The organism is Mesorhizobium sp. STM 4661, assembly GCF_000359125.1.
GTDB lineage: Bacteria > Pseudomonadota > Alphaproteobacteria > Rhizobiales > Rhizobiaceae > Mesorhizobium.
The window spans coordinates 90177-104905 of sequence record NZ_CAAF010000087.1 but is presented as its reverse complement, the minus strand read 5'-3'; the positions used below and the strand labels follow the sequence as shown (position 1 = coordinate 104905).

General features: G+C 61.2%; 13 protein-coding genes and 1 pseudogene. 1 reads left to right on the top strand and 13 read right to left on the bottom strand.

Features of this window, described 5'->3' with window-relative positions:
* Positions 1 to 85: 85 nt before the first annotated feature.
* Positions 86 to 457, top strand: a pseudogene (locus tag MESS4_RS30990) (helix-turn-helix domain-containing protein); the annotation flags it as partial.
* A gap of 73 nt (positions 458 to 530) precedes the next feature.
* On the opposite strand, the gene MESS4_RS30985 reads toward MESS4_RS30990, so the two are convergent.
* The 13 genes from MESS4_RS30985 to MESS4_RS30925 all read right to left on the bottom strand — a co-directional run bounded on the left by MESS4_RS30985 (position 531) and on the right by MESS4_RS30925 (position 14557).
* Positions 531 to 1427: an NAD(P)-dependent oxidoreductase gene (locus tag MESS4_RS30985; protein ID WP_198292823.1), complete on the bottom strand. Its 897-nt coding sequence runs from the start codon at positions 1425 to 1427 to the stop codon at positions 531 to 533.
* Positions 1428 to 1714: 287 nt separating this feature from the next.
* Positions 1715 to 2683: a sugar ABC transporter substrate-binding protein gene (locus MESS4_RS30980; protein WP_006339987.1), complete on the bottom strand. Its 969-nt coding sequence runs from the start codon at positions 2681 to 2683 to the stop codon at positions 1715 to 1717.
* Positions 2684 to 3245: 562 nt separating this feature from the next.
* Positions 3246 to 4643, bottom strand: a complete 1398-nt coding sequence (locus MESS4_RS30975; RefSeq protein ID WP_006339984.1) for an NAD(P)(+) transhydrogenase (Re/Si-specific) subunit beta — start codon at positions 4641 to 4643, stop codon at positions 3246 to 3248.
* A 6-nt stretch (positions 4644 to 4649) separates the two neighbouring features.
* Positions 4650 to 5078 carry a proton-translocating transhydrogenase family protein gene (locus MESS4_RS30970; protein ID WP_023813594.1) on the bottom strand — a complete coding sequence of 143 codons (429 nt, stop codon included), beginning with the start codon at positions 5076 to 5078 and terminating at the stop codon, positions 4650 to 4652.
* Positions 5075 to 6358 (bottom strand): Re/Si-specific NAD(P)(+) transhydrogenase subunit alpha, encoded by a 1284-nt coding sequence (locus tag MESS4_RS30965; protein ID WP_081609904.1) that lies wholly within the window; start codon positions 6356 to 6358, stop codon positions 5075 to 5077. Before MESS4_RS30965 ends, MESS4_RS30970 begins: the two co-directional genes overlap by 4 nt.
* A gap of 245 nt (positions 6359 to 6603) precedes the next feature.
* Positions 6604 to 7530: an NAD(P)-dependent oxidoreductase gene (locus tag MESS4_RS30960; RefSeq protein WP_006339980.1), complete on the bottom strand. Its 927-nt coding sequence runs from the start codon at positions 7528 to 7530 to the stop codon at positions 6604 to 6606.
* A 35-nt stretch (positions 7531 to 7565) separates the two neighbouring features.
* Complete coding sequence (locus MESS4_RS30955; protein ID WP_006339979.1) at positions 7566 to 8345, bottom strand: TIM barrel protein; 780 nt, start codon at positions 8343 to 8345, stop codon at positions 7566 to 7568.
* Positions 8342 to 8992, bottom strand: coding sequence for an aldolase (locus MESS4_RS30950; RefSeq protein WP_006339977.1), 651 nt, complete (start codon positions 8990 to 8992; stop codon positions 8342 to 8344). The genes MESS4_RS30955 and MESS4_RS30950 overlap by 4 nt, the downstream gene beginning before the upstream one ends.
* A complete protein-coding gene (otnK, locus tag MESS4_RS30945; protein WP_006339976.1) occupies positions 8989 to 10296 on the bottom strand; it encodes a 3-oxo-tetronate kinase in 1308 nt (435 codons plus the stop codon). The genes MESS4_RS30950 and otnK overlap by 4 nt, the downstream gene beginning before the upstream one ends.
* On the bottom strand, positions 10296 to 11189 hold the full coding sequence (gene ltnD, locus MESS4_RS30940) for an L-threonate dehydrogenase (RefSeq protein ID WP_006339972.1): 894 nt from the start codon (positions 11187 to 11189) through the stop codon (positions 10296 to 10298). The genes otnK and ltnD overlap by 1 nt, the downstream gene beginning before the upstream one ends.
* Before the next feature lie 190 nt (positions 11190 to 11379).
* Complete coding sequence (locus MESS4_RS30935; RefSeq protein ID WP_006339968.1) at positions 11380 to 12834, bottom strand: aldehyde dehydrogenase family protein; 1455 nt, start codon at positions 12832 to 12834, stop codon at positions 11380 to 11382.
* A gap of 21 nt (positions 12835 to 12855) precedes the next feature.
* Positions 12856 to 13683 (bottom strand): 3-oxoacyl-ACP reductase family protein, encoded by an 828-nt coding sequence (locus MESS4_RS30930; RefSeq protein WP_006339967.1) that lies wholly within the window; start codon positions 13681 to 13683, stop codon positions 12856 to 12858.
* An 85-nt stretch (positions 13684 to 13768) separates the two neighbouring features.
* A complete protein-coding gene (locus MESS4_RS30925) occupies positions 13769 to 14557 on the bottom strand; it encodes an aldolase/citrate lyase family protein (protein WP_036242672.1) in 789 nt (262 codons plus the stop codon).
* Between the last annotated feature and the right edge of the window lie 172 nt (positions 14558 to 14729).

The window sequence follows — 14729 nt, the reverse complement described above, 5'->3', positions numbered from 1 at the left end:
CAACTGTAGGAGCTTAGTTAAAATGTCCGGGTTTGGCAAAGTAGGAATGTCGCCCTGCTCGTCGATGAGCGAGGGAGATGGCGGGTTGGGACTGATCTTAATGAGCGAGCGCGAGCTGCAACGCATCGAGGTGCTGTCGAAGGTTTTGGAGCGGCGCATGACGGTTGTCTCGGCGGCGCATGTGCTGGATATGACGACGCGTCAGGTCCAGCGTCTGCTGAAGGCGTTCAGAGCCGAAGGCGCCGCAGCACTTCGGCACAAGGCTCGAGGACGACCGTCGAACCATCGATATGTCGCCGGCATCGGTGAACTGGCGGTTCAGTTGGTTCGGGAACACTATCTCGACTTCGGGCCGACCTTGGCGGCCGAGAAGTTGGAGGCGAACCACGGCCTGGTCGTGTCGCGAGAGACGTTGCGCAAATGGATGGCGGAGGCTGGAATCTGGCTGTCGCGAAAGCACGCTATGGCTCCACTACACCACCAATGGTCGCGAGCCGCTGATGGGCCTGACTTAGGAGCGAGGCGCCACATCATATTTTGACGTACTTCCGCCAGTTGTGTTGCTCCTTGAAGCCAAGCACTTCACGGATCTTTCGGTTCGACAGCAGTCCTTCGTTCTCGTCCACCGGCCGCCGCAGTGGGACCGTCGGGAAAAAGCGAGCCAGAAGTTCGGAATTGGGTTGTGGTACCGAATTCGAATCGTTGCTTGCGTTAAAAATCTGAAAACCCAGTCCGTCTTTGCGCAAGCACAGATCAACTATCTGGCCTAAATCGCGAGCATCTATATACGAAAACGTCAATCTACGCCGAGCGCCGGGATCCTCAGCAAAGCCTGGGAACCTGGCGTAGTCGGAAGGTTCCATGACATTGCCAATCCGCAGCGCATAAACGTCCGCGCCCGTTCGTCTCTGAAACCCTTCGGCCGTTACCTCGTTCACTCGCTTGGAAAGGCCGTAAGCATCAACGGGATCGATCGGGTAGTCTTCTTCCAGCGGTAGCCACTTGGGATCAACGACGCCATCAGTGAGGCAGATTCCGTAGGTCGTCTCGGAGGAAGCCACGATGACTTTCCGTAGCTTCATCTTTGCAGCCGCTTCCAGCACGTTGTAGGTAGACATCACGTTGATCCGAAACGTTTCCGAATCCACGGGAATATGCCCTGCGGGTACCGATGCTGCGAAATGCACAACCGCGTCAAAACCGCGGTGTCCGATTCCGTCATCGAGCTCGCCGTCGTCGGCATAGGTCTGCATCAGGGAAAAGACTTGGCCCAGATCAGTCAAATCCGCCAGCATGTCGCGCACCTTCGGATGCCGAAGGGGGGTACGGTCGACATTGGCTACCTTGTGGCCTGTCTCCGCGAGATAGTTCACCACATGCCGACCCGCCTTGCCGCTACCGCCCGTGAACAAGATTCGCATCGTCACATTCCTCTACGCAAGACGCATTCATTTATCGCCACAGTCGACAGCCGCCGCCCTCCGCAACGTGTATGCACCGAAGCGGCCAGACTCGATGGCGGAGCTCCGTGCCCTGCTAAACGCCGTCTCTAGCCCATGCGTTTGTGACCGCCTCGTCTCGACGATCGTTCGTCCAGGAGTCCGGGCGAAGTAAATTCGCGGTAAGCATGCAAAGAAGGGGTTCCCAATGCTTTGCATGCTTTCCGCCTTGTGCCAGGGCACCCAGCATTCAATGAAGGTATGGCTCAATCGACTTACCAGCGCGGGCAGTCCCCCACGTTTTCCTTCGTAAGCGGAAACAGCTTGTAGTCGATGTACTGACCCTTCTTGGCCTCCGCCGGATTGCTCACCGCTTTGAAGAGCGCGTCGAATGACAATTCGCCGATCAGTTTCGGTTGCGTGCAGACTGAGGCGTCCATCTCGCCAGAGGTGAGTGAGTTGTCTCCGAGGTCTGATCCGCCGCCGGTCGCGATGAGGAGAGCCTTGGCACTGGCGGCTTCGATGGCTTTGGCGCAACCGATGGCCATATCGTCAGCATGGCTGAAGATCATGTCCAGGTCCGGATTTGCGATCAATGCGTTCTGGCAGATCCGCTCGCCGGATGCCGGCGTCCAGTCAGATGGCTGCGACGAGACGATCTTGAATTTGATCTTCGCCTCATTCAACGCCGCCTCGAATCCCTGTTGCCGCTGTTTCACGACGGAGAATCCCGGCGCACCTTCGACAACCGCGATCTTTGCTTCGCGATCTTTCGGGAGCACGCCCGCTGCATAGATACCTGCGACATGCCCCGCCTCGATGTCATTTGTCGTTACGAGAGCGGTGAGATTTGGATAAACGTAGTCAACGGGGTGCGTGTTCGGATCCCCTACGGGCACGGCTGAGGCAACGATGGGAATTCCCGCCTCGGCGACCTTGTCGACAAGGCTTTGGACCGTGACGGAGTCGTTTGGCATGAACGCGATACCGTCGACCTTCTGGAGAATGAGATCGTCGATCTGGTTCGCCTGCGTTTCCATGCTCATTTTGGGGTCGAGCAAAATAACCTTGACGCCGTTCGCCTCGGCTTTCTCCTTGAAACCGTTCACGAGGACGACATCATATGGATAGGCCATGGTATTCGGGATAAGACCGAACACCAAATCCTTCGCCGATGCGGCGTTCGCCATCAACGACGCGGCGGTAAGTCCACCCAACAGTATTCGACTGATCTTCTTGTTCATTTCTGTATCTCCTCCCGGTTGTGGTCACCAAACTGGGGAGGTTTGATGCGCCATGTCCGCGCACCCGACTAACCTCAAAAACCCCAGCCATTGAAATATCCGTGCTCTGGCCAGCTAGAACCAAAAATGGAATGAACACGCTGCCGTTCTACTTCGCTGCGTCAGATTTCCCTCTATTTCTATCTGGCTTCCTGGAAATTCCGCTTGCGCAAGGAACACCGTAGCACCGGACCAGCGTTGGGTAAGTGGCTCCGCCCGCGAACGTCTTTCACGCCGTACGCAAAGATGAATCACTGGCGACTCTTGCGTTCGCTGACTTAGAGCAGAATCCAATTACGCGTTCTGGCCCGGTAAGAAACGTGCGACAGTATTCCGTCTAGGTCTCCGCGCCACCGAAGGACGGTGGTTCTCCTCGCCATTTTCTCGGCTGACGGCAAGGGTGCCGCGCCCCGCAATGCCCCGGCTCAGATGTCATCTCTTCAAAACTGAAAAGGCCGCCGCACTGCGCACGGACTGCCGCGCGTGTGTATGTTCCGGTGGCCGAAAGGCCAGAGCCGCTCCGTCAGTGATCCATGGCCTTGACTATCTCTTCCGTCATCTTCTTGGCGTCGCCGAGCAGCATCATGGTACCGTCCTTGTAGAACAGTGTGTTATCGATGCCGGCATAGCCAGAGCCGAGCGAGCGCTTGACGAACAGGCAGGTTCGCGCCTTGTCGACGTCGAGGATCGGCATGCCGTAGATGGGCGACGACTTGTCGTCACGCGCGGACGGGTTGGTGACGTCGTTGGCACCGATGACATAGGCGACGTCGGCCTGCGCGAATTCGGAGTTGATGTCCTCAAGCTCGAACACCTCGTCGTAAGGCACATTGGCTTCGGCGAGCAGCACGTTCATGTGGCCGGGCATGCGGCCGGCCACCGGATGAATGGCGTACTTCACGTCAACGCCGTTGGCCTTGAGCTTGTCGGCCATTTCGCGCAGCGCATGCTGTGCCTGGGCGACCGCCATGCCGTAGCCAGGCACGATGATGACCTTCTGCGCGTTCATCATCAGGTAGGCGGCGTCGTCGGCCGAGCCCTGCTTGACCGTACGTTCGATGCCGTCATCAGCCGCCGCTGCCGTTTCGCCGCCGAAGCCGCCGAGGATGACGGAGATGAACGAGCGGTTCATGCCCTTGCACATGATGTAGGACAGGATGGCGCCCGACGAGCCGACCAGCGCGCCGGTGATGATCAGCGCCAGATTGCCGAGCGTGAAGCCAAGCGCCGCCGCCGCCCAGCCGGAGTAAGAGTTGAGCATCGACACGACAACCGGCATGTCGGCGCCGCCGATCGGGATGATCAAGAGGATGCCGAGCACCAACGAAGCCGCCACGATCAGCCAGAAGATCAGTTTCGACTCCGTGGTGACCAGCAGCACGATCAGCACGATGAGCGCGATGCCAAGTGCGGCATTGATGAAGTGGCGGCCGCCGATCATGATCGGCTTGCCCGACATGCGGCCGTCGAGCTTCAAAAAAGCGATGACCGAGCCGGTGAAGGTGATGGCGCCGATGGCGACGCCGAGACTCATCTCGATCAGCGCCTGGGCATGGATGTCGCCCGCCGTGCCGATGCCGAAGCTTTCGGGCGCATAGATGGCGGCCGCGGCCACCATCAAGGCGGCAAGGCCGACCAGCGAGTGGAAGGCCGCAACCAGCTGCGGCATCGAAGTCATGGCGATGCGGCGCGCGGTGATGGCGCCAACGCCGCCGCCAATGGCGAGGCCGAGCACGATCAGGCCGAAGCGGCCGGCTGACGGGGTCGCCAGCGCCAGCGTGGTGGCGACGGCGATGCCCATGCCGATCATGCCATAGAGGTTGCCCTGACGGCTGGTCGTCGGGTGCGACAGGCCGCGCAGCGCCATGATGAACAGGACGCCGGAAACCAGATAGAGGAAGGACGCGAAGTTGGCGTTCATGGCGCTCTACTTGTCCTTCTTCTTGTACATGGCCAGCATGCGCTGGGTGACGAGGAAGCCGCCGAAGATATTGACCGAGACCAGCATCAGCGCGACGAAGCCGAAGCCGGCGGCGATGCCGGAAGCCGCGATGCCGACGGCGAGCAGCGCACCGACGACGATGACCGATGAGATGGCGTTGGTGACCGCCATCAGCGGCGTGTGCAAGGCGGGGGTCACCGACCAGACGACATAATAGCCGACGAAGATCGCCAGCACGAAAATGGCGAAGCGGAAGACAAAGGGATCGATGGCGCCGCCGGACAGCGCGTGCGCGGCGTCACCCGCCGCATCGGCACCGCCAGGCGCGGTCGCCATATTCTGCACCGCCAGCCGAACGGCGGCCGAGGCCTGGTCGAGCTGATCGAGGGCTTTCTGCAGGGTCTGGTCCATCACGCGATCCCTTTCGGCTTCGACGAGGGCGATTTGGGTGCGGCCGCCTTCTTGGGCGAGGCCTTCTTTGCAGCTGCGGGTTTACCTGAAGCGTCGGCGACCATGGTCGCGGCCGGGATCGCCGCCGGCTCGACATGAGGCTGCTGGTCGGCGTTGGCGAAGGCCGGATGCACGACCTTGCCGCTATCGGTCAGCATCGTTGCCTTGACCAGTTCGTCGTCGCGGTTGATGGCGAGTTGCTTCGTCGTCTTGTCGACCAGCGTCTCGAGGAAGGCAAACAGGTTCCTGGCATAAAGCAGCGAAGCGGAGGCCGCGACACGGCCGGGCACGTTGAGATGGCCGACGATCTTGACGTTGTTGGCCGTGGTCACCACCTTGCCGGCCTCGGCGCCCTCGACATTACCGCCGCGCTCGACCGCCAGATCGACGAGCACGGAGCCCGGCTTCATCGAGGCGACCATCGCCGCCGACACCAGCTTCGGCGCCGGGCGGCCGGGGATCAGCGCCGTGGTGATGACGATGTCCTGCTTGGCAATATGCTCAGCGGTGAGCGCAGCCTGCTTGGCCTGATATTCCCTGGACATTTCCTTGGCGTAGCCGCCGGCGGTCTCGGCCGCCTTGAACTCCTCGTCCTCGACGGCGAGGAACTTTGCGCCGAGCGAGGCGACCTGTTCCTTGGCGGCGGGACGAACGTCGGTTGCGGTGACGACGGCGCCGAGGCGGCGCGCCGTGGCGATCGCCTGCAGCCCAGCGACGCCGACACCCATGATGAAGATTTTCGCCGCCGGCACCGTGCCTGCCGCCGTCATCATCATCGGCAGCGCCCGGTCATATTCCGATGCGCCGTCGATCACCGCCTGGTAGCCGGCGAGATTGGCCTGCGAGGACAGAACGTCCATCGACTGGGCGCGGGTGATGCGCGGCATGAATTCCATGGAGAAGGCGGTGACGCCGGCCTTGGCAAGGGCCGCGACCGCGGCGTCATTGCCGTAGGGATCCATGATGGCGATGACCGCCGCGCCCGATTTATAGCCCTTAAGCTCCGCATCCGTCGGCCGGCGCACCTTCAGCACCGCATCGGCTTTGCCGGCATCCGCAGCCTTGCCGATCGCGGCACCTGCCTTGGCAAATTCCTCGTCGGGAATGCGCGACCTGGTGCCGGCGCCGGTCTCGACGATCACGTCCAACCCCAGCGCCGCCAGCCGCTTCACTGTATCTGGTGAGGCCGCAACGCGTGGTTCGTTGGCGTCGAGCTCACGAGGGATGAAAATGTTGGTCAATATTGTTTCCCTCTACCGATTTGTCGTTCGACCCGATGGTATCGGATAGATACCATCGGGTCGCATGCTGCCTTGGGAGGCGAAATTCGCCGGACGCATTGAAAACCGAGCCCATGAAATTGCGGATCAATTGGTTCCCCAATCGCCGTATGCCAGTTTCCTGCCTGGAAGACCGTTGGCACCGGGGCTCGCCGGCACGTCCCATCTTCGTGTTCGGATTAACCCGGATCGCGAGGGGCGGACCGGTGTCACTTCTCGCTGTTTTTCTTCGATTCGCTTTCCATGTTCACGCCGTTGAGCGCGCCTACATGGTCGCTCAGCATCGGCACATAGTCGTCCGCTCGACCGATCGCCTCGACGTGTGCGTAATAATGCCGGGCCGCCGAAGCCATGACGGTTACCACGCGGGCATCCGCCGCAATATTGCTGATGTAGCGAAGGTCCTTCGCGGCATTCGAGATAGCGAACTTGTGGGCGTCCCTGTCGCGATCGACGACGTAGCGCATGAAGGTCTCGAAGAACCCGTTGCCCATACGGCTTGGGCCGATCACATCCCTTATGGTTTGTGGCGATATGCCGATCTTAGCCCCCAGGACAACCACTTCGGAATAAAGCGCCCCGTACGACATGCCGATGAAATTCATCAGCAGCTTCATTTTGTGACCGCTTCCGACGGGACCAATTCGTTTGATCGTACCTGCCCAGCATTCGATGACTGGTTTGACGGTGTCGAAAAGAGCCTCGTCGCATCCGACCATCGCATCGAGCGTGCCAGCCTCGGCCTCTTTCGGAGTTCGCCCCAACGGCGCGTCGACCATGTGCGCTCCCCTCGACATGAGCTCATCGGCAAGCTTCACTGTCGAGCCTGGATCGGCGGTGGAAGTGTCGATCACGATCAAGCCGGGACGAACACCCGCGAGTATGCCGTCGCTCCCCCTCAGCACGTCTTCGACCTGCGCCGAAGTTGACAGGCAGAGGTGGATGATATCGCATTTGGCCGCCATGTCGGCGGGGCTGGCAGCTTCCTTCGCGCCCAATGCCAGCAGGCTTTCGATAGGCGCGCGGTTGGAGCGACCACGCACCCATAGATCATAGCCCTTTTGGCGGATGTTCTTAGCCATGCCGTGGCCCATCAGGCCCAACCCGATAAAACCGATAACCGGTTTTTCTACCATGGTTCTTTTTTCTCCTTCGACCTCCGACCGCCAGGTCAGATCTGCCGCGTATTCAGTTGTCGGTACTTGGCGAGCCACTTCATGTCTGGTTCGACATTGGCTTCCGGTATGTATTCCGCCCCGATCGGCTTGTCCCAGCCCAGGTCCGCCACGCGCCGCAGCACGTAGTCGTAGTCCAGTTCGCCGTGGTCGGGTTTCCCACGATGCGGCACCGCCGCGATCTGGACGTGCCCTACCAACGGCAGCATTGTTTCGAACCGCCTGGTCACGTCGCCTTCCATGATTTGCACATGGTAGAAGTCGAACATCATCCGGAGGTTGGGAGCACCGACTTCGCGGATGATGTCGGCGGCCACAGCCGTGCCGCTCAAGAAGTAACCGGGCGCGTTGTGGTGGTTCAGAGGCTCGATGAGGATCGTGACCCCCTCACCCGCCTTTTCGCAAGCGTAAGCAAGATTGTCGCAGAACGCCTTCCGCGCAAGCGGCCCACTCGAGTTGCCCGCCATGACGTGGACAGCGCCAGCGGACACTTCCGAAGCGTAGGCAAGAGCCTCGTCGATCGCCGCGCGTGCCGAAACCTCCCGGCCCGGCAGCGCAGAGAGCCCATTCTCCCCGACCGATGTGTCGCCGCGACGCGTGTTAAGGCCCAACATGCTGAGCTCCGTTTCATCCAGTGCCGCTTTCACGGATGCTGCTGACGCGTCATAAGGCCAGTGGCACTCTACCGCGTCGAATCCCATCGACTTGGCCTCTCTGATCGCGGTCGGCAGCGGACGGTCGGCCCAAAGGAAACCCAGATTGGCCGAAAACTTCATACGTCCCACTCCACGTTGAACGTCGTGACGACATCCTGGATCTGCCGCTCGGTCAGCAAGCGCGGCCGATGGCCGTGCATCAGCACCGCCAGCCGCGCGGTGGCCTCCAGTTCCTCGATGGCGGTGCAAGCAGCCTCGACGTCTTTGCCCGCCACGACCGGGCCGTGGCTGGCGAGCATGACCGCCGACCTCTTGCCAGCTAGCCCACGCACTGCGGTACCCATTGCTGGATCACCCGGCCGGAAGAACGGAAGCAACTTGACGCGGCCCAACTGCATGACGGCATAGGGCGTGAGTGGCGGAAGGAAGTCGTCTTCGTCGGCATCGGGCATCATCGACCACGCGACGGCGTGACAGCAATGCAAATGGACGACAGCGCCAGTCTGGCTTCGCGTGTCGTAGAACGCGGAGTGCAGGGGCATTTCCTTGGTGGGTTTGTCACCTTCGATATGCCGACCTTGCGCGTCAAAGCGGCTCAGCCGGGACGGATCGAGCCGACCGAAGCTAGTCCCGGTAGGAGAGACAAGCAGGCCTCCATCGGACGATCGCGCCGATATGTTTCCAGTTGATCCGTGGGTCAATCCCCGCTCGAACATGGACTTGGCCAGCGCGCATATCTGTTCGCGCAGTCGGGCATCTTCTGTCATGTGCCCAACCTTTCGAGCGCGTCCGTGAAAAAGCCTTCACCGCCGAAATTGCCGGACTTGAGCGTGATCGCGACTTCATGTCCGGCAGTGCGGGCGAAACACCACGGAACACCAGGTGCGATTTCGGAGCCGATGTCGAGTTTCCGAATGTCGAGAGCTTTCGTGACCGCGCCCGACGTTTCCCCGCCGGCTACCACGAAGCGCCTGAAACCCAGGTCGCGGGCCTTTACGGCGCAAGCGGCCAGGGTCTGCTCGACCACCGCGCCCGCGCGTTCCACGCCGAGCCTTTCCTGCGCCCGTCGCACTTCATCCGGCTCGGCCGTCGCATAGATGATCGGCGTCTGGTCCGGGGATCGGCTAGACAGCCATTCGGCCGCACTCCCCTCCCCCTTTTCCGCAAGATCCAGGGGATCGAGCCGGAGCCCGGGATGACCGCTTGCGAGATATGCGGAAACCTGGCGATTGGTCATCGCAGAGCAGCTGCCAGAAAGGACGATCGCGGGGCCAGCCTCCGCGCGCGCCCTGCCGACCGCGTGATCCCGGCAGATTAGCCCTTCCTCCAACCATAGTTTGGGCAGCGGCATGGCTACCGCACTCCCTCCCGTCATCAGGGTCATGTCGCGACACGCGTCCGCGATGACATGAAGGTCGTCATTGGAGACAGCATCCACGACAACGTGGGCGATGCCGTCAGCGCGAAGCCGTTGCAGCTCGCCGCGAAGCGCCGTCGCGCCCTTGGCAACGACGAGTCTGTTCACGAGTCCAACCGGGTGGGTTACCTGGGGCCGCAGGAGCCGCATCAGATTGGAGTCACGCATGGGAGTTAGAGGATGGTCCTTCATCGGACTTTCGGCGAGCGGCTGCTCTCCGACGAAAAGATTTCCCATGAAGATCGCACGGCCGTTCTCGGGAAACGCCGGGCAGTAGACCGTCTGGTCCGTCCCCAAGGCGTTCATCAAGGCTTCGGCCACGGGGCCGATATTGCCCCGTGCGGTCGAGTCGAAGGTCGAGCAGTACTTCCAGAAGTATCTCTGCGCGCCCGCCCGTCGGAGCCAATCGAGGGCTGCCTGGGTCTCGGACACCGCCTCTTCGACCGGAGCCGTCCGACACTTCAAAGCGATGATCTCGAAGGGCGAGGAGTCAGTAGGAGGCGTTTCGGGAACGCCCATCCGCAGAGAAACCGGGACACCTGATCTCGCGAGAAGACCCGCGAGGTCAGTCGCTCCGGTGAAGTCATCCGCGATCGCGCCGAAAAAAGTCTTGTGGACGTTGTTTCCCGCCTGACCGGTTCCTCCAAACTCCATCACGCGCCCTTCTCCGGCAGCGTGAGGCCAGCATTCCGTGCGTAGACCTTGGCCACTGCGGCGTCGTCCTCGCGTCCGAGCCCCATGCCAGAAGCTGCGACGAATTGCTGAAGCGCCGCCGCCGTGACAGGCGCGGAGAACTTGGACAAGCGCGCGACGTCCAGGACAATTCCGAGGTCCTTGAGCCAGATATCGACGGCGGAATGGGGCGTGTAGTCGCCGGCTGCGATATGCGGCGCTCGGTTCTCGAGCATCCAGCTCGTGCCGGCGCAATTCGGAATGACCTTCAGGAAAGTGGCTGGATCGATCCCCTGCGTCATCCCAAAGGTGATGGCCTCGGCCATCACCGCGATGTGGGTGCCTGCAAGCAGCTGGTTGACGGCCTTCATGGCAGAGCCAGCGCCCGCCTTGTCACCGACCTCGAACACGTTTTCCGCCATCGCATCCAGAGCCGGGCGCGCGGCGGCGAATGCTTCCGGCGTGCCTGAAGCCATAACCGACAGCTTGCCCTGCGCGGCCTTGACGGAGCCACCTGAGATCGGCGCATCGAGAAAGTGCACACCCCGGTCGCCGCATCGCCGGGCGACATTGCGCGCGTAGTCCGGGGCGACGGTGACGCACAGCACAACGACGGATGCCGGGGAAAGCCTGGCTACCAAACCACGATCGCCAAAGAGGACTTCTTCGGCCTGCGCGGCGTTCAGCACCACAACCATCAGCGCCTCGAGTTCGGAAGCGGCGGATGAAGCATCGCCCTCTGAGGCCCCTTCGGAGCGCAAGCGCTTAATCGCTTCCGGGTTGATGTCAGCGCCGAAAACGCTATGCCCCGCCCGGAGGAGCGACGCGGCGATCCCATACCCCATGGAGCCCAGTCCGACGACACCGACGTTCATTGCTTGCGCTCCATTCCATGACCGAACGTGTCGGACGCTTTGTGGTCTAAACCGATCGGCAAGCGCACCGGTAGCATTCCGTCGCCTGGCGGAAACCAGGAGAACGTCCGCGAGCACGTACCCGTGCCGCACTGGCATCCTTCCGTCTTCGGCTCGCAGGACGACGCTCCTGCCGCGGACCCCACCGCTGTCACCGGATGAATTCGGGCAGTTGGCCCGCCTCCTCTTCGAAGCCGTAGACCGACTTGATCTCGAGATATTCCTCGAGACCGACGGCGCCCATGGAACGGCCAATGCCAGACTCCTTGTATCCGCCCATGGGGCTGTAGGAGTTGGTAGCCGCTCCGTTGAAGCAGATGCGTCCCGCCTTGAGGCTGCTGGAAAATTCATAGGCTTTCTTCCGGTCTGCGCCGAAGACGTAGCCACCGAGACCGTAGGGAGAATCGTTGGCGATCCGGAGCGCCTCCTCTTCCGTCGTGTAGGGCATCACCGCCAGGACCGGCCCGAAGATTTCGTCCCTGGCGATCGTCATTTCTGGCATGACGTCCGCGAAGACTGTGGGCCTCACGAAGAAGCCTTGGTTGACGCCGTCAGGCTTGCCCGGACCGCCGCACACCAGACGCGCGCCTTCGTCCAGCCCGGACTGGATGTAGTTCTGGATGCTGTCGTACTGCGCCTTGTTGACCACAGGTCCCATTGTCGTGGCGGGGTCGCGCGGATCTCCAAGTTTGTATTTTGCGACTTCATCCGCCAGATAAGGCAATACCGTTTCAATTTGGCTTTCATGCACCAGCATGCGGCTCGGCGCGTGGCAGGACTGCCCGGTGTTGAAGAAGCAACGCTGGATGTTCCAGCGTGCCGCCCTCTCGAGGTCCGCATCCATAAGGACGATGTTGGCCGACTTGCCGCCAAGTTCCAGCGATGTCCGCTTGATGGTCTGCGCGGCGGCCTCACCCACCCGCGCGCCCGCCCGGGTGGAGCCGGTGAACGATATCATATCTATCTCGGGATGCCTGGACATGGCTTCGCCGACGACGCTACCGCGCCCGATAACGAGGTTGAAAACGCCCTTCGGAACGCCCGCCTTCTCGAAGATCTCCGCCAGGATGACGGCACTGACCGGGGAAGCGTCCGACGGCTTGAGCACCATGGTGCACCCGGCTGCAATGCCGTAAATGGCCTTGATGACCGGAGTCTGCGTGGGCCAGTTCCACGGTGAAATGAGGGCGCATACACCGATAGGCTCACGCCGTACGATTGTATCACCGATGTGGGTCTCGAACCTGTAGGTCTTGAGCAGATCGCGCGCCACTTTGATATGGCCGACCGGACCTGTCACTTGCGCCTTGGCGCTTACCGGAATGCCGACCTCTCGGGCCATCGCCTCCGCGATATCGTCGGCGCGCTCTTCGTAAGCCGCGATGATACTGTCGATGAGCGACATCCTCTCTTGGAGAGAAGTCTCAGAATATGCAGCGAATGCCCCGCGTGCCGCTCTGGCGGCTTTGTCGACATCTTCCGCGTTGCCGCCAGTGGCGACTGTAGCGAACGGCTCCTCGGTGAACGGATCGACGAGAGGTTTCTGGCCGGGGGTCGAAGGATCCACCCATGCCCCGTCGATGTACAGTTTGCCATAATGTTTCATAACACTCTCCGCCTCCGGCCGTTAGAAGCTGTGGGTGTACCCACCGTCGCAGGCGATTGTCTGCCCGGTAATGAAGGAGGCCGCAGGTGTTGAAAGGAACATCGCGAGGCCAGCGAGATCGGAGGGCACGATGGTTCTCGGGATGCACTGGAGGTCGATATTGCGCTGACGGACTTCCGGAGTGAGGCTGGCGGCGCGCTCGGCGACTTCCGTCGCCACAGTGCCGGGCCGGATGCAGTTCACCGTGATTCCTTCAGCCCCGAGTTCGCGGGCCAGGGAGTTCGTCATGCCGATCAGCGCCGACTTGGACGTGACGTAATGGAGGTAGTTCTTGGTTCCGCGATGCACCGAGTCCGACGAAATGTTGATAATGCGACCGAAACGGTTTTTGCGCATGCTGCCGACGACCGCGGAGGAGCAGAAGAACACCCCGTTGATGTTGACGTCCATCACCCTTTGCCATTCGGCCTGCGGAATCTGGTCGAAAGGACGTTTAGCCAGGTTGGAAAAAAGCGAGGCGTTGTTGATCAGGACATCCACGCGGCCGAATTTGGCCAACGTCGCCGCTACCATCTCGTCAACCGAGTCCTTCTTGGCCACGTCCACGACCAGCGGGAGGGCTTTGCCTCCCGAGGCCGTGATCTCCTTCGCCACTGACTGCGCGTTCTCGAGGCCAAGGTCAGCGATGACGGGGATTGCACCCGCCGCGGCGAACTGGCGTGCCAGTTCGCGGCCGATCCCCTGGCCCGCACCGGTCACGATGACGACACGGTCCTCTACGCTGAAGTTGCGCGCCTCTGCTGGAACCTCGATTTCTGGAGCAATTTGTTCGGCAGTTCCAACAGTCACGGGCTTTCCTCCAGTAAGAGCGCGGCCAACCAGGGGCCGGCGGATCGAAGAATGCTTGGACCGCAGAATGCCGCGGTCCAAAATGTCATCGGAACAACCGGGCGGTCGCGGTCGCGGCACTCATCAGGAAACCCGTATCGCTTCCCGCGGACACGTAGCGTCCCCCCAGACGGATCATTTCCTTGGCGAGTTCCGGGCGAGAATTCAGTCCTCCAACCCCGAGATGCTTGCCCCTTGCCCTACAAACCGCCGCCACATGCTCGTACGCCTCGCGTACCCGCGGGTGATCCAGTTCACCGGGAACCCCAAAGGAGTTGCAAAGGTCGTTGGTGCCGACCAACAGCATGTCCATTCCATCGACCGACGCGATATCGTCGGAGTTCTCGACCGCTATCGCGGATTCGATCATGCCGACGACCAGCGTCGCCTCTTCCATGTCCTCCATGACCTCGGCCGCAGGCCCGCCACGGAAGAGAGTATGGGCATTGGTCGCGAGCAGAGAGCGACTTCCGCGCGGGGGGAAACGGGAGGCATCCACGATTTCCTCCGCCTCGGCCCGGTTTTCCACATGGGGTACGATCACGCCCTGGGCGCCTGTTTCCAAAACCCGGCCGATTTCGGTCTTGTTGATACCGGGGACGCGAACCAATGGTGTCACGCCCAGCGCGGTTGCCGTTAGACTGATCTGACTGACTGTCTCAAGCGAAAAGCTGCAGTGCTCCAGGTCTATGTAGAGGCAATCGAAGCCCGCACTCTTGGCGATAGCGGCGATCTCGACACCGCGCATCAGTCGTACAACCATTCCGACGGCCACTCCGCCTGAATCCATCTTGGATTTCGTAAGGTTCTTCGAGGGCGTTTCCAAATTGAACATGGTCGATCCAGAAGACTCGCGAACAGATCGCGAGTTGCTTTAATTCGCCCGTTCAGGCGGTGCCTTAGGTTTTGCAGTCAACACTTACGCTTATCAAGTCCTTACGCCCTCCGAGACCCCACCCGGAATAACGTGATGTTATAGCTGCCGAAATTGGAGGATACCGAGACCC